Origin of the sequence: Pseudarthrobacter sp. NPDC058119, from assembly GCF_042884655.1 — a bacterium.
In the GTDB taxonomy this organism is placed as follows: Bacteria; Actinomycetota; Actinomycetes; order Actinomycetales; family Micrococcaceae; genus Arthrobacter.
On the sequence record NZ_JBHVTN010000009.1, the window covers coordinates 169,651 to 193,123 of the forward strand.

Annotated in this window: 18 protein-coding genes and 1 pseudogene; 9 read left to right on the top strand and 10 right to left on the bottom strand. The window is 61.9% G+C overall.

Translation table 11 applies throughout. From position 1 onward, the window contains the following. Nucleotides 1-34: 34 nt before the first annotated feature. Nucleotides 35-1,717 (bottom strand): MDR family MFS transporter, encoded by a 1,683-nt coding sequence (locus tag ACFVTD_RS18530; RefSeq protein ID WP_387565769.1) that lies wholly within the window; start codon nt 1,715-1,717, stop codon nt 35-37. After that, nucleotides 1,714-1,917: a hypothetical protein gene (locus ACFVTD_RS18535; protein ID WP_387565772.1), complete on the bottom strand. Its 204-nt coding sequence runs from the start codon at nt 1,915-1,917 to the stop codon at nt 1,714-1,716. The genes ACFVTD_RS18530 and ACFVTD_RS18535 overlap by 4 nt, the downstream gene beginning before the upstream one ends. Nucleotides 1,918-3,174: 1,257 nt before the next feature. Between ACFVTD_RS18535 and ACFVTD_RS18540 the strand changes: the two genes are divergently transcribed. Further along, entirely contained in the window at nt 3,175-4,170 is a 996-nt protein-coding gene (locus ACFVTD_RS18540) for a LacI family DNA-binding transcriptional regulator (protein WP_387565775.1), read from the top strand. 108 nt (nt 4,171-4,278) lie between these two features. Here the strand turns inward: ACFVTD_RS18540 and ACFVTD_RS18545 are convergent, their stop codons facing one another. Then, nucleotides 4,279-4,947, bottom strand: a complete 669-nt coding sequence (locus ACFVTD_RS18545; RefSeq protein ID WP_387565778.1) for a TetR/AcrR family transcriptional regulator C-terminal domain-containing protein — start codon at nt 4,945-4,947, stop codon at nt 4,279-4,281. 221 nt (nt 4,948-5,168) lie between these two features. Between ACFVTD_RS18545 and ACFVTD_RS18550 the strand changes: the two genes are divergently transcribed. The 3 genes from ACFVTD_RS18550 (at nt 5,169) to ACFVTD_RS18560 (ending at nt 10,313) form a co-directional block, all read left to right on the top strand. Continuing rightward, nucleotides 5,169-6,611 (top strand): MFS transporter, encoded by a 1,443-nt coding sequence (locus ACFVTD_RS18550; RefSeq protein ID WP_387565781.1) that lies wholly within the window; start codon nt 5,169-5,171, stop codon nt 6,609-6,611. Between the two features lie 308 nt (nt 6,612-6,919). Further along, nucleotides 6,920-9,337 (top strand): glycoside hydrolase family 3 N-terminal domain-containing protein, encoded by a 2,418-nt coding sequence (locus tag ACFVTD_RS18555; RefSeq protein WP_387565784.1) that lies wholly within the window; start codon nt 6,920-6,922, stop codon nt 9,335-9,337. Between the two features lie 187 nt (nt 9,338-9,524). After that, the gene (locus tag ACFVTD_RS18560) at nt 9,525-10,313 is read left to right on the top strand and encodes an SDR family oxidoreductase (protein ID WP_387565787.1); all 789 of its coding nucleotides are present in this window, start codon (nt 9,525-9,527) and stop codon (nt 10,311-10,313) included. 1,123 nt (nt 10,314-11,436) lie between these two features. Here the strand turns inward: ACFVTD_RS18560 and ACFVTD_RS18565 are convergent. Further along, nucleotides 11,437-11,973, bottom strand: a complete 537-nt coding sequence (locus ACFVTD_RS18565; protein WP_387565790.1) for an ImmA/IrrE family metallo-endopeptidase — start codon at nt 11,971-11,973, stop codon at nt 11,437-11,439. A 526-nt stretch (nt 11,974-12,499) separates the two neighbouring features. Further along, nucleotides 12,500-15,322: a DUF4365 domain-containing protein gene (locus ACFVTD_RS18570; RefSeq protein WP_387565793.1), complete on the bottom strand. Its 2,823-nt coding sequence runs from the start codon at nt 15,320-15,322 to the stop codon at nt 12,500-12,502. A gap of 533 nt (nt 15,323-15,855) precedes the next feature. On the opposite strand from ACFVTD_RS18570, the gene ACFVTD_RS18575 reads away from it, so the two are divergent. Together ACFVTD_RS18575 and ACFVTD_RS18580 are read left to right on the top strand one after the other, a co-directional pair. Further along, nucleotides 15,856-16,239, top strand: a complete 384-nt coding sequence (locus ACFVTD_RS18575; protein ID WP_387565796.1) for a hypothetical protein — start codon at nt 15,856-15,858, stop codon at nt 16,237-16,239. A gap of 158 nt (nt 16,240-16,397) precedes the next feature. Then, complete coding sequence (locus ACFVTD_RS18580; RefSeq protein ID WP_387565797.1) at nt 16,398-17,000, top strand: hypothetical protein; 603 nt, start codon at nt 16,398-16,400, stop codon at nt 16,998-17,000. Nucleotides 17,001-17,198: 198 nt separating this feature from the next. On the opposite strand, the gene ACFVTD_RS18585 is transcribed toward ACFVTD_RS18580, so the two are convergent. Continuing rightward, a complete protein-coding gene (locus ACFVTD_RS18585) occupies nt 17,199-17,399 on the bottom strand; it encodes a hypothetical protein (RefSeq protein ID WP_387565800.1) in 201 nt (66 codons plus the stop codon). Nucleotides 17,400-17,524: 125 nt separating this feature from the next. Continuing rightward, complete coding sequence (locus ACFVTD_RS18590) at nt 17,525-18,724, bottom strand: hypothetical protein (protein WP_387565803.1); 1,200 nt, start codon at nt 18,722-18,724, stop codon at nt 17,525-17,527. Between the two features lie 242 nt (nt 18,725-18,966). Between ACFVTD_RS18590 and ACFVTD_RS18595 the strand changes: the two genes are divergently transcribed. After that, entirely contained in the window at nt 18,967-20,169 is a 1,203-nt protein-coding gene (locus ACFVTD_RS18595; protein WP_387565806.1) for an IS110 family transposase, read from the top strand. A 40-nt stretch (nt 20,170-20,209) separates the two neighbouring features. On the opposite strand, the gene ACFVTD_RS18600 is transcribed toward ACFVTD_RS18595, so the two are convergent. Continuing rightward, on the bottom strand, nt 20,210-21,193 hold the full coding sequence (locus ACFVTD_RS18600; RefSeq protein WP_387565809.1) for a hypothetical protein: 984 nt from the start codon (nt 21,191-21,193) through the stop codon (nt 20,210-20,212). Nucleotides 21,194-21,299: 106 nt separating this feature from the next. Between ACFVTD_RS18600 and ACFVTD_RS18605 the strand changes: the two are divergent. Both ACFVTD_RS18605 and ACFVTD_RS18610 read left to right on the top strand, forming a co-directional pair. Next, a pseudogene (locus ACFVTD_RS18605) lies at nt 21,300-21,938 on the top strand (relaxase/mobilization nuclease domain-containing protein); the annotation flags it as partial. A gap of 127 nt (nt 21,939-22,065) precedes the next feature. Then, complete coding sequence (locus ACFVTD_RS18610; protein WP_387565812.1) at nt 22,066-22,374, top strand: hypothetical protein; 309 nt, start codon at nt 22,066-22,068, stop codon at nt 22,372-22,374. A gap of 532 nt (nt 22,375-22,906) precedes the next feature. Here ACFVTD_RS18610 and ACFVTD_RS18615 read toward each other — a convergent pair. Both ACFVTD_RS18615 and ACFVTD_RS18620 read right to left on the bottom strand, forming a co-directional pair. After that, entirely contained in the window at nt 22,907-23,194 is a 288-nt protein-coding gene (locus ACFVTD_RS18615; RefSeq protein WP_387565815.1) for a helix-turn-helix domain-containing protein, read from the bottom strand. A 2-nt stretch (nt 23,195-23,196) separates the two neighbouring features. After that, entirely contained in the window at nt 23,197-23,463 is a 267-nt protein-coding gene (locus ACFVTD_RS18620; RefSeq protein ID WP_387565818.1) for a hypothetical protein, read from the bottom strand. Nucleotides 23,464-23,473 lie beyond the last annotated feature (10 nt).

Consider the following 23,473-nt stretch of genomic DNA (forward strand, 5'->3'; position numbering starts at 1 on the left):
CGATCAAGCCACCCTGCCCAGCATTTCAGCCATGTCAGTTGCCCGGGGCGACCAGTTCGTTGTCGCCGTCCTTCACGCCGTCCTGGTCTGGGCCGCCGTCCACGGCAGCGCCGGTTGCGGGCAGGCCGGCGGCCATCCGCTCGGCTTCTTCGCCGCCGATGGCTTCGCCGCGGGCCACCATGCCGGCAGTATCGGACAACGGGATCTGCTTCAGCGTGATGGCCAGCAGCAGCGCTACGGCGATGAAGGGGAGCAGGTACCAGAACACCGGTGCCAGCGAGTCGGCGTAGGCGTTGACGATGGCATCACGGAGCTGGTCCGGAAGCTGGTTGAGGGCCTGCGGATCCAGTGTGCTGGTGGACTGGGACGCCTGCTCGGCCGAGGCGCCCGCTCCGGTGAAGGCACTGGTGAGGGATTCCGAGAGCCGGGTGGTGAAGAGGGAGCCGAAGATCGCCACACCCATTGCTGCGCCTACCTCGCGGAAGTAGTTGTTGGTGCTGGTGGCGGTACCGATCTGGTCTGCGGGAACGGAGTTCTGGACCACCAGGACCACTACCTGCATGATCAGGCCGAGCCCGGCGCCGAACACGAACAGCTGGACGCAGATGACCCAGATGGGCGTGCTGGCGGCGAGGGTGGTCATCCACAGCATGGCCGCCATGGTCAGCGCGGCCCCGAGGATGGGGTACATCTTGTACTTGCCGGTCTTGGAGATCCGGACGCCGGAGTAGATGGACGTGCCCATAAGCCCCGCCATCATGGGCAGCATCAGCAGCCCGGATTCAGCGGCTGAGGTGCCGGAGGACATCTGCAGGAACGTGGGCACGAAGGCGATGGCGGAGAACATGCCCAGGCCCAGGGTGAAGCCGATGGCCGTGGCGTTGATGAAGATCCGGTTGCGGAACAGGCTCAGCGGGATGATCGGGTCCTCGGCGCGGCGCTCCACCATAACGAACGCAACGGCGGAAACCAGCAGTCCGGCGCCGAAGGCCCAGGTGAGCGGCGAGTCCCAGCCTTCGTCTTTCTTGCCGCCGAAGTCGGTGAAGAAGATGAGGCAGGTGGTGGCGGCTGACAGCAGGACGACACCGAGGACGTCGATCCGCTTTTCGGCCTTTTTGTTCGGCAGCGTCAGGGTGAACCAGGCGATGGCGAAGGCGGCGATGCCGATGGGGATGTTGATGTAGAAGGCCCATTCCCAGGTGAGGTGGTCCACGAAGAAGCCGCCCAGCAGGGGACCGGCCACGGCGGAGAGGCCAAAGATGGCGCCGAGCGGGCCCATGTACTTGCCGCGCTCGTTGGCGGGGACGATGTCGGCGATGATGGCCTGGGAGAGGATCATCAAGCCGCCGCCGCCCAGGCCCTGGATGGCACGGAAGATCACGAAGCCCCAGAAATCGGTGGCAAGGGCGCAGCCCACCGAGGCAAGCGTGAACAGGGCGATGGCCACGAGGAACAGGTTGCGCCGGCCCAGGATGTCGCCGAACTTTCCGTAGATGGGCATCACGATGGTGGTGGCCAGCAGGTAGGCGGTGGTGATCCAGGCCTGGTGCTCCACGCCTCCCAGCTTGCCCACGATGGTGGGCATGGCCGTGGAGACAATTGTCTGGTCAAGGCTGGACAGCAGCATCCCGGCGATCAGGGCCGAGAAAATGATCCAGATGCGTTTTTGGGTCAGCAGGAGTGGCCCTGCCGGCGCCTTGGCGGTTGCGGTACTCATGCGTTTCCTTCTGCTGCGGCGGTGGCCGTGCTGTCGAGTGGTTGGGAGAAGAGGAGGCTTGCTGCGGAGATGTTTTCCAGCAGCAGGTCCGAGTAGCTGCGGGTGTTGCCGTCGGAGAAGTAGGCAGTGCCAACCTCCAGACGCCGGGCAGAAGCGCGGGAGTTTGTCTGCAGGCGTGTCGACGTCAGAGGTAGGTGCATGGCTCGCGATGACGGCTGCTCTAAGCTTGGTCCCGTGGATTCCCGACTGGCGAACCGCCAATAATCAGGCGGCACGGGACCAAGATTAACCAGGCGAGGCGTCGCCGGGTGCCAATCCGCGGCAAGTAAATCCGAGTTTTACGAATCTCTATTTCTCGACGAGCTTGGGTTTCAGTTAGCCATGACTGCGGCGTGGCGCTTGACCGGTGGACGGCCCGTGTTAGTTCAGTGCTCGTAAACTGTATAGCCGCATGAAACGTCCGGGGAAGTTTCCACAGTGTATTCTCCGGGTCCAACTCTGGTTACCTTGATGCCTTTGTTAGATGCCAGTGCATCTGGAATGAGTCGTTCAACTGTTGAGTTGAGAAGGGCATCTATCTGAGACGCGTCCCTAGTGGTAACGCGCCGGATGGTGGTAGTCGTGTGCATCATATTTGCTCTCGCGTTTCTGTCTTAATTCTGCTTTGCTCGGGCCCATTCCGGCTAGCTGCTTAATCCCTATGGGTGCGCTAGGTTCGCGCGGTCAAGGGTATTGCAGGTGAAGAAAGGATGCGTCTCAACCCGCAAGCTGGCAGCCTCAGGAGATGCTGTCGTCGCGGTGTTAGCACCCGCTTCCATCGCCCCGGTCCGCTTTCGCGGCCACAACGGTTGCCGTTTCTGCTGATGGTGCCCCGGACGCGGGTTTATGGGCGATGCTTGACGGACTCACGCGACCAAGGAGCACGCTGCGCCGTGCGCTCAGGGCGCGGACCGGTTTTATCCGGCTCGGGGTAGTTAATAGCGCAATTAGGCAGTCATGGATTTTCGGTAGTTTCGCTGCCGCCGTGGAGTTTTAGCTTCGGAATCTGCGGTTCTGCGTTGGCGCGGAGAACGAAGATGTCGGGCCCTCTGTGGATGATGCGGCGCGGGTCCGCCCCGTGCTGTTGCAGCCATAGAAGATTGCCGTCGTGCGTAACGGAGTCCACGGTCCCAAGGTCTACCAGCTGTCCGCGACAGTGAACCTCAACGTAGGAGCCCGGCAGTGTAATCCAGTCGTCTACCGGTTGCCAAGTCATGGATGTTGTGCCGGAGAGGCTAAGTGGATTCATTGAAATTCTCCCTAAGCTCGCCGCAACAGCGCGGTGAGGATCATGTTGGCGCCGGCCAGTCGAGGGTGCCCGCGTCCGGAACGAGTGAATCAAGTGCCAATATTACTAATGCGCATTAGCGATTGTCCAGCTTTATCTTTGTCGAACGACTTCATGGAAGACTTGCGCTATGAAGGTCTCCAGCAGATCCAAACGGGTAACGGCGCGCGACGTCGCACTTGCCAGCGGTGTCTCGCAGTCCACGGTCAGCTTCGTCTTGAACAGCACACCTGGTCAGACCATCCCCGACCACACAAGGGATCGAGTACTGGAAGCCGCGATACGCCTCGGCTACGTGCCCAACGCCTCGGCGCAGATCCTCGCAGGTGGACAGTCGAGGTTCGTGATCATCGCGATGCAGGATCTGCCGTTCGGGGACATTGTTAGCTCGTTCGAGCAGGCCACCGTTGATGACCTTCTGCAGCAGGGGTTTATCCCGGTCCTCGCCCCTGCCCATGGGTCGGGTGACACAAGTTCGCTCCTCGCATTGGCCGCCACGCTGCGCCCGGCAGCGGTCATCACGGCCGCGCCGCCTAGTGAAGCCGATCAGCAGAAGCTTCGCCAGAGTGGAAACCCACGCATCTTGTCCACATTCTCCAGCCATGCCGCACTTCTTGAACCCTTCACGGCGACAGGGGAAGCACAGGCCCAACATCTGGCCACGCGCGGGCATGGTGAGGTCGGCTTCGTACGGACGGCAGACCCGTCACTAGCGCGCCTGGTAGACGCGCGAATGCGGGGTGTAGAACATGGCTGCACCAACTCCGGCGTGACATTTGCCGGGTCTATTGACTGGACGGACGACCTGGACAGCCTGGCGAGGTCCCTAGCCGTTTTCCTCCTCGATCATCCACGAACGACTGCCGTCGCCGCCTATAACGACCAAGTCGCGCTTGCGGTCATGGCTGCGGCACGAAAGATCGGTCTTGATATTCCTTCGAAGCTGGCTGTAGTGGGCGCAGACAATCTTCCGATGAGTCGACTGGTGAGCCCGACACTGTCGAGCGCGGCATACGAAGTGGAAGCCCGGGCGCAGAGGAACTTTAGTGACCTCATTCTCAGTGGCGCCGAGATGGACCGGGCGGTCCGCGTCAAAATCGCGGTCGTAGAGCGCGAATCAACTTGATGGCGTCGACGTTCACCCTCTGGGTGTTGAGGGCGGCTGCATTGCAGCACGCATCGGTGTAGGCGTCGTCAGCGTCAGCGGCGGGCGATTTTGGAGGCATTCGTCAGCTTAGCGCGACACCTTGATAAGCTGCTCGACTCCGAGTACGACGAGTTGGACGTCGAACTCGAATTGCTCGTCGATCGTACGCAGGGTGCCACTTCGGCCAAGCAGCCGTAGAAGGAGGGCGTACTGGCCTTCCGCTTCCGGTTGCTCAGCAGTCGAGCTCTGAGGAAATCCGCCCGGAGTGTCTCGTGGACTAGGGTTGCGGGCCGAAGTAAATGCGATGCCGGACAAGAGTCGGATGATGTCGCCAGCATCCATATCAGACAGTCCGGCGTCGACCAGCGCGGTGACTGCAGCCTCGGCGGGCCTCACTGCCGCCAGATCCTCCTGAGTCTCGAAGCCGACATACGTCGCCCATGCCCCGGCTGCAACGATGGCCTCGCGCGTGATGCCCGCGAAGGATTTGAGCGCTTCACGCCAATCGCCCTGGATAGGGACGGTGCCGGCCGCCGCCACGGCATCTCTAAATACATCAGCGGCGACCATGCGCAGCAATGAGACGCGGTCGTCGACCCAGTAGTGCAGGGACTTGCGGTCGACGCTCATTTTCTCGGCCAGCGCCTGCATCGTCAGCGTCATTGGTTCAAAGGTACGGGCGACGGCAATAATTTGGTCGCGGTCGATGCGCGAAGGCCGACCTCGTCGTCGCCTGATAACTTCGGTCTCCGACACGACTGCCCTCTCCAGCGCTCCCCTTGGGGCGCCTGATGCAAATCATAGCTGCCCGACAGGCCTCAATCAGCAACCCTCTTCACAGGCCCGGGCCTGACCACATGGCGGAATGCCCCAGCTGAGGCCGGTGGAGACCCGAAATCCGCTGGATGAAGATCTATTGCATTATTTCCCGGTGCGGGATAAATTTCCGATCCACGTACACAACGAAGGAGTTGCCCGTGCAAACATTTGCCTCGCCCACCCAACCCCCAACTGAGTCAACACCAGGCGAGGATGGCGCCCCAAACGGCCTTTCTCCGCGCCTCGAAGTAAAAACCCCGGCCTATCGGAGGTACGTCGGTGCATACGGTCTCGCCTATCTTGGGATCGCCCTACTATGGGGGGCGGTCCTGTCGATCCTGCTGCCGCTTCAGGTTCAGGGAATCGAGGCGACCCGTGTTCTAGGCCCGGACGTCAATCTGGACGCTCTGAACGCACTCGAGACGAAGGTGGAAACGGGTGAACTCGTACCGACGGCCGAGCAGAGCGGGCAACTGGACTTGCTCGCCCAGTTCAACTCGGCTCGAGCCAGCAGCCTGTCATTGGTCACGTCGGTTGGCGTTTTGCTCTCGATGATCCTGCAGCCCATCATCGGCGCCCTGTCGGATCGCACCCGGTCCCGCTGGGGCCGCCGCGCCCCGTATGTTGCGTCCGGTGCCATCGGGGGCGCAGCGGCGATGTGCCTCATGCCAGTCGCGTCGAACATTGCTCTGCTCGTCATCGTCTGGTCGCTCCTGCAGTTGTTCGGCAATCTCGCGCAGGGCCCGCTAATCGCCACCGTGGCCGACCGAGTGCCTCAGGAACGTCTCGGCACGGTCTCCGCCATCGGGGGCCTCATCACATACGGTGCTGCAATCTTCGGGGCAGTGGTCGCCGGCGTGCTGTTCAATATGGTGGGCCTGGCTAGCTACTACCCATTCGCCATCGCTCTGGTCATGCTGGCGCTTATGTTCCCGCTCATCGCTCGCGACCACTCCAGCGTCGGCTCGCAGTTCCCTCCGCTGCGTCTCACCTCGCTCTTGGCCTCCTTCGTCTCGGCGTTGCGGGATCGTGACTACCGGTGGGCATGGGCGTCCAAGGTGCTGCTCTGGGCCGGGTTGGGCATCAGTGGGACCTACGGGATTTATATGCTCCAGAGCTACATCCACCCATCGCTGCCGACCTCGCAAGCCGCACAGATAGCGCCCCTTCTGCAGATCGTTGCACTCCCAGGCACGCTCATCGCCATGGCCGTCGTCGGGCGACTCTCGGACCGGCTACGCCGCCGCAAGCCATTTGTTATCGCTGCGGCGGCGGTCGTCGCAGTCGGGTTCCTGGTGCCCTGGGTTTGGCCGAGCCTGCCCGCTATGTTCATTCAGGCCGCCCTGTCGGGGATCGGCCTCGGCGCCTTCCTCGTTGTCGATCAAGCCCTGTTCATCGATCTCCTCCCGGACCCCACAGCAGCCGGCCGTGACCTCGGCATGTCCGGACTTGGCCAGAACCTCGGACAGGCGGTTGGTCCACTGATTGCCGGCCTCGTCGTCACGGTCTCCGCAGGCGCGTACGGGCCGGTCTGGCCTGCAGGATTCATTATCGTGCTCCTCGCCGCCCTGCTGGTTCTACCAATCCGTCGTGTCCGTTGAATCACGCCTCCCGACGCTCCTGTGCTGCTTGCTTCTTGTGTCTCCGAACAACCGCTCTCCCGAAATCGACCGTGTGGCCCATGCAGGCAAATGGACGGCCGAGCCCCGGAGGTTGTCGTTCTAGCGATAGGGTGCGCCTTCAAACGGCAGGACGACGCACGCCTTCTGCACCTGCAGTCGCGGGCGGCTCGATATGGTTCCCGCGAAGTCCTGTCGCAGCTATGTTGACGGGCTTCTGACGAGAACCTATATTTTCCCCGGGCGGGAAAAATATTTTGCCTCATCGACTACCTCTGAGCAGGACAAACGTGACCACGACAACTCCACCCGCTTATTCCTCGGAAGACCAGCCGACTAAGAACCAGTCTCGCGTTGACGCGCTAATCGCGCGTATGTCACGCGAGCAGAAAGTCGCCCAACTCCAGGGCACCATCCCGTTCGCCGGGCAGCTTGAGCACAGCCTTTCAGGCTTCCCGGATGGTCTCGGCGCTGCGCTCGGCTTCAGCGCGGGCGCCTCCATCCCCGGAGACGCGGACTACTTCGAGGAGATCCAGTCGATCTCGAGCGAGCGGAGTGGCATGGGCATTCGGGCGCTTCTCCATGGCGAGGCTGTGACAGGTTGGACCGGGATGGGTGGAACGGTGTTCCCGTCGGCCATCGGGCTCGGCGCCACGTGGAACCCCCCGACAGTTCAAGCGATGAGCGACCTCATTCGCCGGCAGATGCTAGCCGTTGGCGTTCGTCATGCGCTCTCTCCCGTGATGGACGTAGCCAGGGACCCCCGCTGGGGCCGCGTGGGCGAGACGTACGGGGAAGACCCCACTCTAGCGGCCGCGATGAGTGTCGCGTTCGTACGGGGGATCCAAGGCGCGGACCTACGCGACGGCATCGCAGCCACCGGCAAGCACTTCCTTGGCTACAGCAGCCCGATGGGCGGGCTGAATGTGACCTCGAATGCGATCACGCCGCGTGAGTTGCGGGAGGTCTATGCCAAGCCGTTCCAGGCAGCAATCAGCGAGGCTGGTCTCGCGTCCATTATGAACTCCTACGGGTCGATCGACGGCGAGCTTGTAACCACCTCCCCCCACCTCCTCACTGGACTGCTTCGTGGAGAGATGGGCTTCGAAGGGCCCGTCGTTTCGGACTACATGTCCATCAACCTCGCTGTCGACCTCAACCTCGTCACCACTCCTGAGGACGGCGGCGTGAAGGCGCTGCAGGCGGGGCTCGACGTCGAATTGCCGATTCCTTACGGCTTCGGTCAGGGGCTGATCAAAGCGATCGAGTGCGGAGAGCTCGATGAAGCAGTACTGGACCGTGCTGTCCACCGACTGCTGACCCTAAAGCATCGACTCGGCCTCCTGGACGGCGCGAAAGCGCGAAAGGAAACGATCACCGAAGCCTTCGACCCGCTATCCACCAGGCCATACACACTCAGATCCGCCCGTGAGGCAATCGTCCTGCTGAAGAACGACGGTATTTTGCCGCTGGCGAAGAACATTCAGAAGGTCGCCATCATCGGTCCACACGGCAACTCGCTTCGACTGTTCTTTGGTTGCTATACCGCTCCGGCCGGCATTGATCTCACCCTAAGCGGCAATCTGTCCGAGATGGCGGGCATGCTGGACCTGCCCGACATGACCAATGGCGCCGCCGCGACAAAGCAGGCCCCGATGTTTGAAGGCAGTAAGGTGCGTTCTGAGCCGCCTCAGGTTGAAGCCGCCATTCGCGCCGTACTCGAGGGCCGTACGCCGACCATCGTTGAGTCCGTCCAAGCCAAGCTTCCCGACGCAACGATCGTGTGGGAGCAGGGCTGCGATATCGCCGGTACGCGACGTACTGGATTCGACGCCGCCATCACCGCAGCCACGGACGCCGACGTCGTCCTCCTTACGTTGGGAGGCAAGTATGGCTGGGGTAGCTCCTGCACCTCCGGTGAGGGAATCGACACCGACGACATCGGGTTGCCTGGTGTCCAGGAGGAGCTGGCCAAGCGGATTCTGGAAACGGGAACCCCGGCCATCTTCGTCCACATGGATGCCAGGCCGCTGTCCAGTGAGTATGTGGCTGAGCACTTCCCAGCAGTAATCGAGAACTGGTTCCCTGGAGAGACCGGGGGTCAGGCCCTGGCAGATGTACTTTTCGGGGACTACAACCCGGCCGGACGTCTGCCGATGACCGCCGCGCGACACGCTGGCCAGATCCCCGTCTACGCTGCCCATCGACGCAGCGACAGTTTCAGCGGCACCGTGCTGAACCGTTACTTTGATGGCAACAAGACACCGCTATTCGTCTTCGGCCACGGCCTCAGCTACACCTCGTTCGAATACAGCGACCTCGCAGTTGACTCCTCCGTTAGATCGGACGGGACGGTGGAAATCTCCTGCTCAGTCACTAACTCGGGGTCCCGAGACGGCGACGAGGTCGTGCAACTGTACGTCCGCGACGAGTTCGCCAGCATGGTGCGTCCAGTTCAGGAACTTGCCGGTTTCGCCCGTGTGCATCTCACAGCAGGCCAGACCCGGACGGTGCGTTTCACGGTCCGGGCCGACCAGTTCGCGTTCCTCGACGCCAACATGCAATGGGTCGTCGAGGCCGGCGACATGGGCGTCCGCATCGGCGCGTCCTCGAACGACCTCCGGCTAAAAGGTTCGTTCCGGATCGAGGACAACGCAGTGATCGACAGTGCACGCCGCGGCTTCTACGCAACAGTCGCGGTGGACTGAATACAGGAGACTAACGAACCCTCCTCCCGCCCGGCCTTGAATGCGATCGTCACGGGCTAGGCGCGGTGGCTTATGCATAGGCTGCATCCGGCCGCAGACAAGCAGGGCGAGAAGGCGCTGGTCCGATCCATCCAAGCACAACCCGACGGGATCGTCTCGGCGGGCAGAAGTTATTCGAAGGAGAAGTATGGGACTGCTGGACAACAAAGTTGTACTTGTCGTGGGCGTGGGGCCCGGACTCGGTAAAGAAGTCGCCCGAATCGTGCTGAATGAGGGCGGACGCGTCGCCCTAGCAGATATCTCTGAGGAGGCTATGGCGGACACTCATGCCGAACTAGACCCTAACGGCGAACGCACCCTTACGTGCCGTGTTGACCTGCAGGATGAATCCACGTGCCTCGCAGCCGTCGACGCCATCCGGAATCAATTCGGCCGGCTAGACGCGGTCGTGCTGGTCGCCGCGTTCGCTGGCGCGTTCGACCTACTCGCTGACCGCACAATCGAGAACTGGAAGCTGACCTCGGACATCAATGTGGCCGGCAATCTAAGGGTCATCAAGGCCTCAACAGATCTCCTCACTGAATCCGGCGGCGGTGCGGTCGCCATCGTCGGTTCGACTGCTGGAGTGTTGCCGACAGCCGGTTACACTCAAACCGCGTACGGCATCTCTAAGGCCGCCCTCATCGCCGCGACACATTACCTGTCCAAAGAACTGGGAGCCCGAGGCATCCGGGTCAACAACGTCGCGCCTGGCTACAAGATGGGTCCAGCTTTGCAGAGTGCGCTCGAATCGTGGGCGGAGGCCGCTGATACAACGACCGAGGCCGTCAGCGGGCCGATCCTAGATACTCTGTCTTTACATCGGTTTGCCAACGACGTTGACGTTGCCAATGCCGTCCTGTTTTTTATCACCGATCTGTCGCGGAATGTGACTGGTCAAACTCTTTATGTCGACGGGGGCATGATCCTTCACTAATGATCCGTGGTCACAGCTTGAGTGACTTTGCTTCTAGAGCCAGCGTCGTTGTGCCGAGACCAAGCGAATACGTCCCGATGGCACGTTGACGCTTATTGCTGCCGATTGTTACGTTCGCTGCCGGCCCACCAGCCCGTCCAAGCAGCAATTCAGTGGAGGTATTACCGGGCGAGCGAATGAGCTTCGAGGGGCAAATGGGAGCTTGAGCCAATTCCCTCTCGTTTTGTACCCAGGCCGACAGGACGTGACACTACTTCCCACATCTTTACAGCAGCGGCCTATTTGCTGAGAGTACAGAAATAAGCACACCCCAAGCTGACGTCAGGAAGCGGTCGTAGAGGCGTCAGAATTGGGTCCGATTTTCGGCTTCCTGACAAGCGGGCAGAGAGCTCCTAGACCTCATCTGGACAGGACGGCAGTTAAATCCAGCCGCGCGGCCGATAGCTAAGGCCGGAGACAATGTCGCCAATACGGACGGCACTCCAAGAATTGTGATTGAGGCCCCGAGCACGGGTTTCGAGTCTGACTGGCTGAAAGGATCAGGATGGGAGAAGAAGAAATCACTCGAATGACTGCCCTGTCACAGCTGCGGATACCCCAGGGTGAACCGTAGGGCATCGAGTCCGGCAGCGCCAATGACCCGGACTGTGGCCTACTTGACCCGGCTCACCCGATGAAGCGCTTCCTGACCGGCAGCCGTCGTGTTTAGAGACCCAAGCTGGCTTTAACTCCGTTGTAAATGATTAGAGCGGGACCAGCGATTACCGCCGCAATGAGTACCAATTGCAGGAGGAAATCAAGGGACCCGCATACGCGTATAGTCATCCGGTGCCGCTCCCTCAGCTTCATGATTCGCCTTGCGGGATTCTTGGTCTCCGGATAAAGGACTTCGGCATAAGCCTGGAGAAAGAAGAGGAATGGCGTTACATGCCGAATGCCTCTGATCGCTGACGCTCCAGGGACGACCCCATTGAGATCACGCAAATCATCATCTGTGTTCCCTCCCTGGGAATCACTGTCGACTGGCGTTTTCTTGACTCGGTTGTTGAGTCTTTTGGCAAGGTCGGCTTCCGAAGAATCTGCGACCACTTCGACATCGGCAGCCGGCATTGCACTCGAACGATCAGGCAACAGGCCTCAGCCCCAGGGTATCTAAGCGATTTTGCATTGCGTCCGTAGAAACCCTGAACCGCCTAGCCAAGCCATATAGGTCAAGTTCTTCAGCCAGCCACTCCACTTCGTCGCTGGGCATGAGCAGCGTAGCTGCGAAGGTATTGGCGAACACCTCTCGAGGGTCTGTTCCAGCGGAGGAGAGCGTGTCGCGACGGTCAACGAACCCGCCCTCCCCCAACTCGCGGCTCCGTATGTCTAACATGTGGCCAACTTCATGTGCGCACGTGAAGCGCCGACGGTGGATATGCTCCGCCGAGTTTATAGTGATTTGTGGCGGCCCTACTGGCGGTATGTAGATGAATCCTGAGAGGTTGTCTCCCTCACGAGACAGGTCAGCCGCGTAGACTTCAGCTCCAAGCTTTTCAGCTATGACCGTTGCGTCCACCGGCAGCGGGATCTCTCCGTTCACATCCGCCCAGTAAGTGTTCAGCGTCTGGGCCGCAGCCATTGTGGCCCTCTTCTTGATTGCTGCGATACTTTCCGGCATCCTTGTGGCCTCCCCTCCCCCAGCGTTCGAAAGTCTATCCGAACAGTGCGACATACTTATCGAAGGCGTATAGCCCAACCGCGCTAGATGCACTGGGCCGAACAGGATGGACGGGCTGGCGAGATCACTTCCCAGCCGCAGCGGGCTGCTGCAGCGGATTGTCAGGCAAGGCAAATACTTCGGCTCCATGGGACCGCGTCGACGGCGTTCCAAGAGACCACTTGTTCTCCTTGTTCTCTTTGCGCCGCATCGGCTCGCGGGCCGTTTATCCAGGAACGGTTTCCCAGCAGAACGGCGGTCCGACCGTCCAGGTGCGTTCTTTGCGGTCGCCGTCGTAGCTGTAGGAAGTGGCCTGTTTGGATTGGCATCTGGTCATGTTGAGTACCGGTGCTCACCCAGAGTGCGCATGCTGGATCAGTTGAGGGCAACGCATAGCGGGCGTTTCATGCATTTCGGCACCCCCACTGGAGCGCTTTGGGCCGCACGTGCTTGCCAACGCTGATAGGCCCTTTGACCAGTTGAGTGATCAGCACTGCGCTGACATGACGCCTTGACCTTCCGTAGTGGCCCGTGACTCGTCATGTTGGAGCCGGAAGGATTCGATAAGGTCTTTCGCCCGGAGGCGGACACCTGCGCTTGGGTGTTCTTGAATGCCAGCCACGAGACCGAGCAAGTTCTCGCGAAGGACGCCCATTTCCAGGCCGCTGAGGACTCGGTAAGCGCCGTTTTCTCCGTCGGCCTTCGCGAAGGCGGTCAAGGCATCGATGTACGTGTCGTCGACCTCATCGCTTCGGGCTACTAACTTTGCTAGACCAAACATTGCACGTTCGGCCACCTCATACGTGGCGTCTCTGGCGAGGGCGAGCAGGATCGGCTCTGAACCCGGGAGTCTTGCGTAGTGGTCGGCCGCATCGCTTCTCGCCTTCTTGCTGCCGGTTAGTAGCGCTCCTTCGAGGGCTTTACGTCGGGGATGTGAGGGATGTAGTAGCGCGAGGAGCAGTTCCTGGAAGGCGCCCCCGATTTCGGGATACAAAGTCACCGACGGGTCCGGTCGCGTGTCCTCTATCATCGTCCACAATGCGCGTTCGAGGTGCTCACGATGCTCCGCGGGGAGTTGTTCTGGATTCTCCGCAATAATTTTGCAGGCTGCACGTTTGGGCGCGGAGTACGCATCGCTGTCGCAGAGGAACTCAACGAGAACTTGCCATGCGTCGGATTCGGGGCCGTAGATGGCGATGCTCGCACACAGACGCGACATATCGAGTACGTGACCGTCAATGCCGTTGTGGGAGCGTTTGAACCCAGCGAATGCTGTCCTGCATTTGTCAACAACCGCAGTCGCCTCAACAGCAGTTAGCCTCTCGATCCTGCCGATACCCTGGAGCGCCCCCAAGTCGCCTTTGATCAGCGACTGGCCAAGCACATCCCGAGCCGTTGGCGCGTGGGTGGCGAAAATGTGCCTGAGCCAACCAGGCAGGTTCTCATCGTTCGCCTTCGCGGTTAAAGCGGCCTCGTTTTCGGCGATGATCTGCGGGTCCACTGCGTCCAGCAACGTTGACAGGGGATATTGAAGGAGCTGGTTCGATTCGGGCCCGAGGGAAAGCGCGAAAGCGATAATCCGGTGAGCATGGCTGTTGTCAAGGTGGTCCCGCATGCCCCAGAGAGAGTCGACGATCTTATGGCTCGGGTCGATGGCGGCGAACCGCCCAGCCAGAAGGCTCGGAGTCTCGAGCCCGAGAAGTAGGAAATTGATCAGCTCCTGTGCGGGCTCCGCTGAGCAGTAGCTTCCTGCGAGGTTCAAGGCGGCGAGATCAGCTCGCCAGGTGGACCGGGTGATGGTCTGGGGTCGGATGGTCAACATGAAGGCTGCCAGCTCATCCAGGGGACCCTCACCCCGTATTTTCGAGAGAGCGAGGCGGAGCTGACTATCGCCGCCTGCGTTGCGGAGCGCATCCAGGCCGTCCCGTATTTGGGCGCCGCTGCCGCGCTGTGAGGACAGATCGACCATGGCAAGCAGGCCGAGAGAGGATCGCCAGCTACTGTGGTCACCAGCGAGTCGGGCTGTGAGGGCGGCGGAGAATAACTCGTTGTGGGCGATGTGCGAGTCCGTGAATCGGACTGATTGGTCTCGGCCCCAGGCCTCGAAGTTTCGTTCCGCAGCGTCTTCGAGTCCTCTGGCAACGCTTTGGTTTCGCCACCAGCCAGCGGCAGTGTCCATGGCGGCGACGACTTTGGACAAGTCGGAATCCCCTCGGTCAGTCAACTCGAACATGGACCAAAGCACAGCTGACCTGATGGCAGATACCGTTACGTTGTTAGCCAGCCCGGCCATGAGGAGGTTCGTCCGGTCCAGAAGCTCGAGTGCGGCCTCGGGTTGCCCTGTTTCGGCCAATATCCTGGCGTGGTGAACGTTCAGCCAGGCCTGGTCAAGGGAGACGTCCTCGTCGTCCGCTTCGGCGGCGAGGGCTTCCAATGCTGCATCGAAACGGTGGTTGTCGATCTCGGCCGCAGCAAGGCACACTGCTCGGGCGGCACGAAGACTCCGACTCGTACCTTTGACGTCAAAGTCGCGTAGTCGTTCCGCGGTTCCTTGGGTGATCCACTGGTGAACCGAGGCGGCAAATCGCCAGTGAGGGTCATCGGATGAAGCCGCCTCCGTGGGGCTGGGAACCGATTCGAATTGGGCGGCAAAGTAGTCCCAGCGGTCGGTTCGAGCCTCCGCGCACGTCGCAATGGCTTCAGCCCAGTTGATCGGGGCGGACAATCCCTTGTTGGGATGTGGGGCCACGAGTCTTGGCACGATGAGTGCGTGCCGGGCCCATTCGGTCTCCGGCAGTTCCGCTACCGAAAATGACCATCGGCTGCCTTCAAGTACCAATGATTCCCGAGCCTTTTCGGCGAGTTCAATCCACCTCCTCAAAAATGAGCGATCAAGGCGCTGATCGGCGGGGACGAACACTTTGAAGCCTTGGCCGGTTGCTTTGATGGTCTTCTGGTCGAGCACCGCCCAGACCCGGATCGTGGTGCAGTCTTCGCTCTGGAGTATCAGAATGTGCGGCACATGGTGGTTCGACCAATAGTCGGCGTGGCTCATGCTGCTTTCGCGATACCACCAGCCTTCCCGCCCATCGACAGTCCCGGACTCTTCGAACCAGCTGGAACCGGTTTTGACTTGGGCGCCGAGCAGTAGCCCGAGGTCGACGAGCTCCTCGGTTCGGAGCTGGATCAGCAAGTCAGTGCCGAGATCCTGCGAACTCGTGGAAAGCGGTCCCCATCCAAGTTGCTTAAAGAACAACTCGACCGCGGTCTCGCCTATGTCCCCACGCTGAACCCTGTCTGGCTGCCGCAATGCCTTCCCCTTTTTCGGGCGCCGGGCGCCCCTAGCATTTCCCTGAAACCGTCTGCCCGGACAAGGAGTGTTGTCCTAGGCTACTGTCCCCGACCTCAACGTAGTGCATGACGGTCGGCGCCACCCATCGCCAGTTTGTCAGCGCCATGGTTCCAGATTCACACCAACTGAATACTGTGGAACGCCCCAACACCCTGCTGCCAAGGGATGCGACGGAATCGTATCTATCAATGACCTTCTCCAGCTGCCCACAGCATTGCTGCTTCGTCCAGGACACCGATCATGGGTGTGGTGAGCCGGCCGCCCGGGCGAGCGGCCGGAGAGTTCTTCGGCGGCCTCAACCGTGGCAACGGTCAGTGGCGTCGTCAGGGGGCTAACGTTTCCTTTGCCCTCCTGGAGCAGGCTGTCACGGGCCTTTGGAGCTTACGCCGCCCGATCCGACTAGGTGTCGTCGCTGTCATCTAGTGGGTTTTTAGTGGCTTTTTAGTAGTCTTCCGACTAGGATGGACAGATACGGGAAGGAGTGAGCCGTCATGAGTATCTCGATTGACGTTGGAACCGCTCATAGCGGGACGGCACGTCTGGGCATCCGGGAGATCGTCCGACAGCTCAACAGCGCCCTCGGCGCCACGCTGGTCTCGGCGTTGGCGGGTAGCAAGGACCCCAAAATCAGTTATCGCTGGGCGCGGACCGATGGGCCTGAGCCCCGGCCGGAGGCCCAAGCTCGGTTGCAGCTTGCCCATCGCGCTTGGACCGCTGTGTCGAGCGTGGAGGGCGAACACGTGGCCCGCCTGTGGTTTGTCGGCGCCAACCCGTGGCTCGCTGAAGTCTCCCCTATCGAAGCGATCAAGGACATGCGTGCCAAGGAAGTGATGGCGGCCGCAGCTGCGATGACTGAAGATAGGTTTGCCGGTTGACCGGAGTCTGTTCCAGTACCGGCCTGGCTTATGTGGAAGGGCCGATTACTGGATACCGGATCGCGAAGTCATCGTATGGACCCCTGAATCCACTGCCACGAAGTGCTGGAGCGGTAGATCGGTCGTCCTGGTCGCGCTTCGACACTCCGGGTTCAACCGTGTACCTGGCCGGGGATCGACGCACCGCCTATGCGGAGACGCTGGCGATGGCCCGGGTCGGGAAGGACTTCCGCGACGCAGTGGCTTTCGCCGCCCGGCAGTTCGGCCTCCCGGTGAAGGTCGCGCAGAAGATGATTCAGGATGACTGGACCAGAAACGGGAACATGATTCCCGGCTGGCTTCCGGCAAACTGGCGCGACGGGCGTCTTATGTACACGCTGCGGATCAGCGAGCCGATCAGGTGGATCGATCTGACGGCAGCCGAATCAATCGCGGCTCTGAACCGTCACCTCGGCCAGCAGCTTGACGACGCCTATGACCTTGGCACTGTCACCCTTGGCACGCTTGCCGGAGATAACCGCGAGGCGACCACGGCCATTGCTGAATGGCTCCGTGAGCAAGTCCTGGATGACGGGAACTACGGCGCCGGCGTCCGCGCGCACTCCAAATACGGTGGAGGACTTTGTTGGGCTTATTGGCTGCGGCGGCAGGACGACCGGCTCGGCCCCGACCCGGTCCAGGTCCAGGCAGAAGCGGAGATCCATCGGAACGATGCCGATCTCAACTATGTGCTCTCGCTCTACGGGCTCGAGTGCAGATAAGAGTGCGGCCGGTAACGGTGATCAGTCGCCCCTCCCTGGCTGAGGCCTTGGCCGCCACGAGCCTCCCGCGAGCAGCTTGTGCAGACAGTCCATGCACAAACTGTGCCCCCTAATGTCGCGCCAACTGCAAATTGTCCAAAGTGCTTTGGACTTTTCTGGTTCGACGCCCGCCATTACCGCGGCTTCTGCGCGTCCGTGTCATGCCCCAAGATCCGGAGCAGGTCCTGGGTAATCATCCGTAACTCTTCGTATCCGTGCTGGTAGAACAGCGGGGTCATATCCGGGCAGCGACGTGTTGTCGAAGTCGGCCAGCAACCGCAGGGCCTCTGCAATGACCTCGTCATCACTTCCCCGGTCTGCGTTCTGTTGAGCGTCAGCTTCTTCGGGTTTTTCCGTCAAGGTAAGCCTCCTTTCAGGCTCAGTGCTGTTCCGGGACAGCCGCGGAAACGCTTCGGTTGATGGTCAGTCCAGGCCGGCTGCCGGGCGGCGGGTACACCGGCCACTCATGCGTATCCTGGTTTCGTTTATCTGCTGAGGCCGCTCTTGCCGCGTTCAGCGCCCACTGATTTCCCTGGTCGGGTCTTCCGTGCCTTCGCGGCTCCCTTGCCCGCGGTGAGTGCCGCGCTGGGGTGTGTGCCTTCGCTGCGTGCTGCGGTGAGGCGGCCGCGGATCTGTGTTTCAGTCGCGCCGCTGTCTTTGAGGGATTCGGCGAACGCTTCGTGGCGTTCCGCCGAGCCGTAATCGGTGGCCGACGCTGCTTCTGCCTTAAGTCCCTGGCCTTTGAGGCGGTCGCTGTCATTGCCGATTACTCGGTCTTCGATCTCGCGGCCGAGGCCTTCGATGCGGGCGAAGAGTTCCTTTTCAGCCCGCTCGTACCGCTGCTCAAGGGACTCCTGACCGGTGCCGGTGAACCCGCCTTCGGCGAGAAGTTTGGCTTCGTGAAGTTCCTGGGCGGCTTCCACGAACGCGGGGTCTTTGAAGTGGTCGTCGCCGGCTCCGTTGACGATGGCGGTGGTTTCGTCGCGGAGCTGGTCGATGGTGGGACCGTTGATGCCGTCTTTGCCGATAAGGTAGAGGCGCTCTTTCACCGTGACGTCGGCAGCTTCGATGGCCTCCGGTGTTTTGGCGTCCTGGGACTGCTGGAGCGCCGCCGCCAGGGCCTCGTTGCTCAAGTACTCGACGGGGATCTGGTGCTTTTCCATGACAGTCGCAAGCCTCTGTGCCCGGGCCCGGAGCTCTTCGGCCTGGGCTGCAGCGATCAGCGCCATGGCTTTCTCATGTTCCCGGGCGGCGTTGAGGCGGGCCAGTTCAGCGGCGACCGTTTCGATGCCGGAATGCAGGTAGGCGGCGTCTGCCCCGACGTCGTGGGTGTCAATCCCGTACCTGGTGGACACCTCGTGCCGGATCCGGTCGGCCGCGGCCAAGGCGGCGGGGTCGTGGTCTTTCCAGGCCTCAGTCAGGATGTAGGCGTTGGTGATGTCGGCGGGTTGGGCCTGCTGCCACCATTTGCCGTCGTGGATGGGGGCGAGTGCGGCCTGCATCTGAGCGCGTTCGGCGGCGTAGCGGGCGTGAGCTTCGTGCGCGGCCTGGATGTCCTGGTGTTCCCGTTCGCGGAGGGATTCCTGCCGGCGCCGGGCCAGGGTCTCCCCGACGCGGGCGGCAATCATCAGGGATTGACGCAGGCCGTTGTCGAGAACGTCGTCGATGCCGTCTGATTCACTCATGGTGTTCCTTACGTTGTTTGGTGTGTGTTTGGTGGGCTTTGTATGCTCGCCATCACCCAGGGGCACCGGGTATGGCTCATTAGTGTTTCTCGCCCAGTTTGTGGCTGAAGGGGATTGGCCGCTCGGTGCCCCGCGACAACTCGACCTCTGATTGAGAAGTGCGGCATTGATCGCTGTGTAAGGACACGACGGCGAGGTTGTCGATTGGGCAAAGCACATCCCGACGAGCCAAGGAGGTACCCGTGTCGCGATTGTGGGCGGGCATTGATGCTGGAAAAGCTCACCATCACTGTGTGGCGATCGACGAAGAAGGGCGCCGGCTCTTCTCTCGCCGTGTGGCTAATGATGAGACCGAGCTGTTGGCCATGATCGCAGACGTACTCTCCCTGGCGGCGGGCGGTGAGGTGGTCTGGGCGACAGATCTGAACGATGGAGGGGGTGCTCTGGCTATCGGCCTGTTGGTCGATAACGGCCAATCGGTCCTCTATATCCCTGGCAGAACTGTCCACCATGCTTCCCGCACATACCGGGGTGACGGAAAGACCGATGCCAAGGACGCCGGCATCATTGCCGACCAGGCCAGGATGCGACGCGACCTGCACCCCGTCCGGGCAGCCGATGAGCTTTCGGTCGAGCTTCGGCTCTTCTCGGCTCACCGAGCTGATCTGGTCGCGGACCGAACCCGGGCGATCAACCGGCTCCGCGCCACCCTGTTGGGGTATTTCCCTGCACTGGAAGCAGCCTTTGATTACTCCCTGCGGAAAGGGGCGCTGGTGCTGCTGACGAAATACCAAACTCCTGACGGGATCCGTAAAGCAGGCCAGGCCAGAATCACGAGCTGGCTGCGCAAACAAGGAGTCCACCGGTCCGACCTTCTTGCGATGGCCGCGGTGGAGACAGCCAACCGCCAGCACACCACCGTGAGCGGGCAAGCAGCAGCTGCGATGCTCGTGGGAAAGATCGCGGCTCAGGTCCTTCGCCTGCGCGAAGAGATCGAGGAGGTCGAGGCACAGATCGAGGCCCGGTTCAGTAAGCATGAATACGCCGAGATCCTGCTGAGCGTCCCTGGATTTGGTGTGCAGCTCGCCTCCGAATTCCTCGCAGCGACCGGTGGAACTATGGATCACTACGAGAACCCCAACCGGCTTGCCGGCGTCGCAGGGGTAGCCCCTGTCCCGCGTGACTCCGGCCGCGTCAGCGGAAACCATCACCGCCCCAGACGCTACGACCGAAGACTGCTCAGGGCCTGCTATCTCTCGGCCCAAACCGCGGCCGTACACTGCCCAACATCGAAGGCCTACTACAACCGGAAACGCGCTGAAGGAAAGAACCACAAGCAAGCTATCCTCGCCTTGGCCAGACGCCGCATCAACGTCATCTGGGCCCTTCTCAGAGACGGCAAACGCTTCGAGCACCGGACGATACCGGTCACTCAAGCCGCTTGACTTTGTCATTGAGAATCCCCTTGCACTGGTGGTGTGATTCTTATCGGTCGAGTCCCGGCCGAGTTTCGCGGCTGGGCTGATAGGTCCTTGCTGGTGTTAAGGGTGTAGGTGTCGTGGGAACCACCGAACCGGGGCGGATCGGGGCCATGCCGCGCCGTGCGATATCAACCGCCCGCGGCGGCGCAGCTGCCGCCATTGCTGGCTGCCGTTCCGCTCCAACGGGTCTGGGTTTGGGCATGGTCGCGGTGAACGGGGCGAGCTGGTTTTCGACCACGGCGCGGATGCGCTGCGCTTCCCGTGCCCGCCCGGCCTGTTGGTGCATTTCGTAGACAGCGAAGGCTGTATTGATCAGCTGCACCATCAGCGCGGTCTGTGCTGCGGTCTTGTTCTTGCTGGAGGCGGCCATGAACAACATCGCGGCGCCGGCGGTCGACGGCAACGGGACAGGTTTGCTGTGCTCGCCGGGTGTGCGGAGCTGTGCGGTCCGGGCCAGTTCCGCGGCGGTGGCAGCCAGCGGTCCGGGTGTGGGTTCGAGCCTGTGCGACCAGGCGGCGAACGCGCCCGACACTTCCCTTGCTGCTTTGGCCCAGGTGGCGTGGTCGTCGTGCGGGATGTTCCGGAGCCGGTCGGCCAGCTCGGTGGCGTTGCGGGTGTAGTCGACCCACAGCTGCGGGTCCGGCGCTGCCTTTTCCGGGCCGCGCGTGTTGGCTTTGCGTTTGTTGCGTGCGGCGGCGTTCCATTCCGCCGCTGCCTCTGTTGCTGCCTGCGGGGTGTCGGTCCATTCCTGCCGCAGTTGTCCGAGGCGGAGGTCGGTGGCGAGGGTGCCGCCGCCGAACCAGATGGGCCGCTCGCCCGGCTTCGGTCGTTCGGCCACGGAGTAGCCGACGATGACGTCGGTGGTGTTCTTCGCGTACCTGGGCCGGACGAGCAGGCCGGTGTCCCTGGTGCGCCGAACGAACTCCGCTTCACTGCCGGAGGCGGCAGCGCTGCCACGCACTTTGCGGGTGAGGGAGGCCCGGTGCATTTCGCGCTGGTCGGGACGAGTTCCCGCAGGATGCCAAGGCTGTGCTGGCGTATGTGCGTGAGGTTGCGATGCGGATCGACCGCACCATCGAGGGGTTGATGTAGGGATGATTCCGAACATCACCCGCGGCTCGCGCATGGCCGGCCTGATGGTGTACCTGGTGTCGACGGATGCGGATAAGACGAAGAACGCGCACACCGACCCGCACCTCGTTGCGGGGGACGCGGCGATCATGGCCTGGTACGACGACGTTGTCCTGGATAAGGACGACGCGGCCGCGATCGCGAAGCATCTGGACCAGCCACGCAAGGCCTTCGGCGTCGAAGTCCGGGTCAAGGACATGGTCTGGGATCCGGTGAAGAAGCAGCGCGTTTTCGCCGGCTACAAGGACGCCAGCGTGTGGCACTGCTCGCTGAGCCTGCGCGCCGAAGAAGGGGCCCTGACGGATCAGCAATGGGGCGACATCGCCAACGACTTCGTCGACGCGATGGGCTTCACCGAAGCCAGCGGCAAAGCGCAGTGCCGGTGGGTCGCGATCGACCACGGCACCAGTGAGAACGGCAACCACCACATCCACATCGCCGTGTCCCTGGTCCGCGAAGACGGCACCAAAGCCTCCACCCACGGCGACTACGCCAAAGCCCAAAAAACCTGCCGCGCCCTGGAGACTAAATACGGGCTGGAAGAGCTCTCCACCGTGCATGCCACCCGCGGTTACGAACGCGCCGAAAAGGCCACCGCGGCATATAGCTTGCTCCGCCGAAGCCGACTCAGACCCTTTGCGCGCCTCACGCGCTGGCCAGGTCGGGAATTGGACCACCGCTGCGCGTCGCTCCAACACAATCGGCTTGCCCTGTGGTTACTGTGGGGGCATGCCGACCATCGATATTGAACAGACCCGCAATCAGGCCCGCGCCCTGCTGGATTCGCGCATCGAGTCCGTCACGAACCTGGTCAAGACCAGGCAGCGCATCACCGACCTGCGCGAACAGCTCGCCGACGCTGAGCGTGAAGACAAACGCGCCTACGTTCGCGCCACCAAGGACGGGTGGAGCCCCGAGGAACTGAAGAAGCTCGGGCTCGAATCCGGCGCCGCAGCGCGGCGACGGAAGACGGCCACCACCCGCACCACTGACGACAGCACGCCGACCTCCGCTGGTGGGGAAACCGGGGCTGAGTAAGCCTGCCCCTCGCCCACCTGGGCACGGCAAAAGCTATACCCTTCGGGCTTTTCCCGCACACAGGTGGACGACGGGACCCACCTGACCGGCTGCACACAGACGCCAGCTCACCGCGCGCACGAACGTCACCGCCGGGACCGGCGAATGTGCACAGCCTCGACGGTCGCGGGGTGCCAGCGGCAGCCTTCCCCATGGTCCAATGCCTCCGCTGCCGGCGCACCTTGAAGAGCGCTCGGGTTTTCTTCAGCAGGGACGACACGCGACTACACAGCGTCGCAGCCTGGGGCGATACGGAACCACTCCCGGGGGCTGGCTTATAAGGCACAGGGGGCTCCCCGGGCCGTTACAGGGCGGTGACAACCACAAGCTGCAGGGCGGCGCCAATCACCACCAGCTTCCGCAGGCCCGCGTGATCCAAGCAATGGCACCAGCCGCAGCAAAAGAGTTCACAAAACGGTGACCCTGACCCGGCAAACACCGAAGGCCGACACCCGTCAGTGGGTGCCGGCCTTCGACGCTTCAACCGCTGCGGTCAGTCGTCCGCGGGAGACTCCCCCTCGGGAACCTGGCCGGACGCAATGCGCTCCGCTGTCTTCTCATACGCGGCATCAATGTACGCGCTCAGATCGTCCTCCCGGACGCGCCAAACGCCGCGGCCGCCAAACTGAGCTGCCCTCAACTCACCACTCCGAACCAGTGCGTAAACCAAGGGTTTACCAAGGTTCAGGACCTCCTCAACCTGGTCCAGTGTCAACATCCGCGGGAACGGGTTAGCCACGGGCGCACCACTCCTGCTTACTTCCTCAGTCCTCTTACCCACGCTTACGTTTCCTCGCTTCGGTGCTGCATTTCATCCATCGTTCTCTGCCCCCGCCGCAGCTCGCCGGCCTGCACCGGAGGCCACGGCTTCCCGCCGTTGTACTTGCGCTGCAGACGCTTCACTTCACGCATCGTCGCCCTGACAATGAGGTCCGAAACACTCGCGTCACCTTCCTGCAGGCCGGCGGCCTTGAACGCAGCCCGCACCTGCCCCGCCTGGTCCTCCGTGTAGTACGGCGTGAACGCCGGAATCCGCTTCGGCTTCGCCATCAAAGAGTCC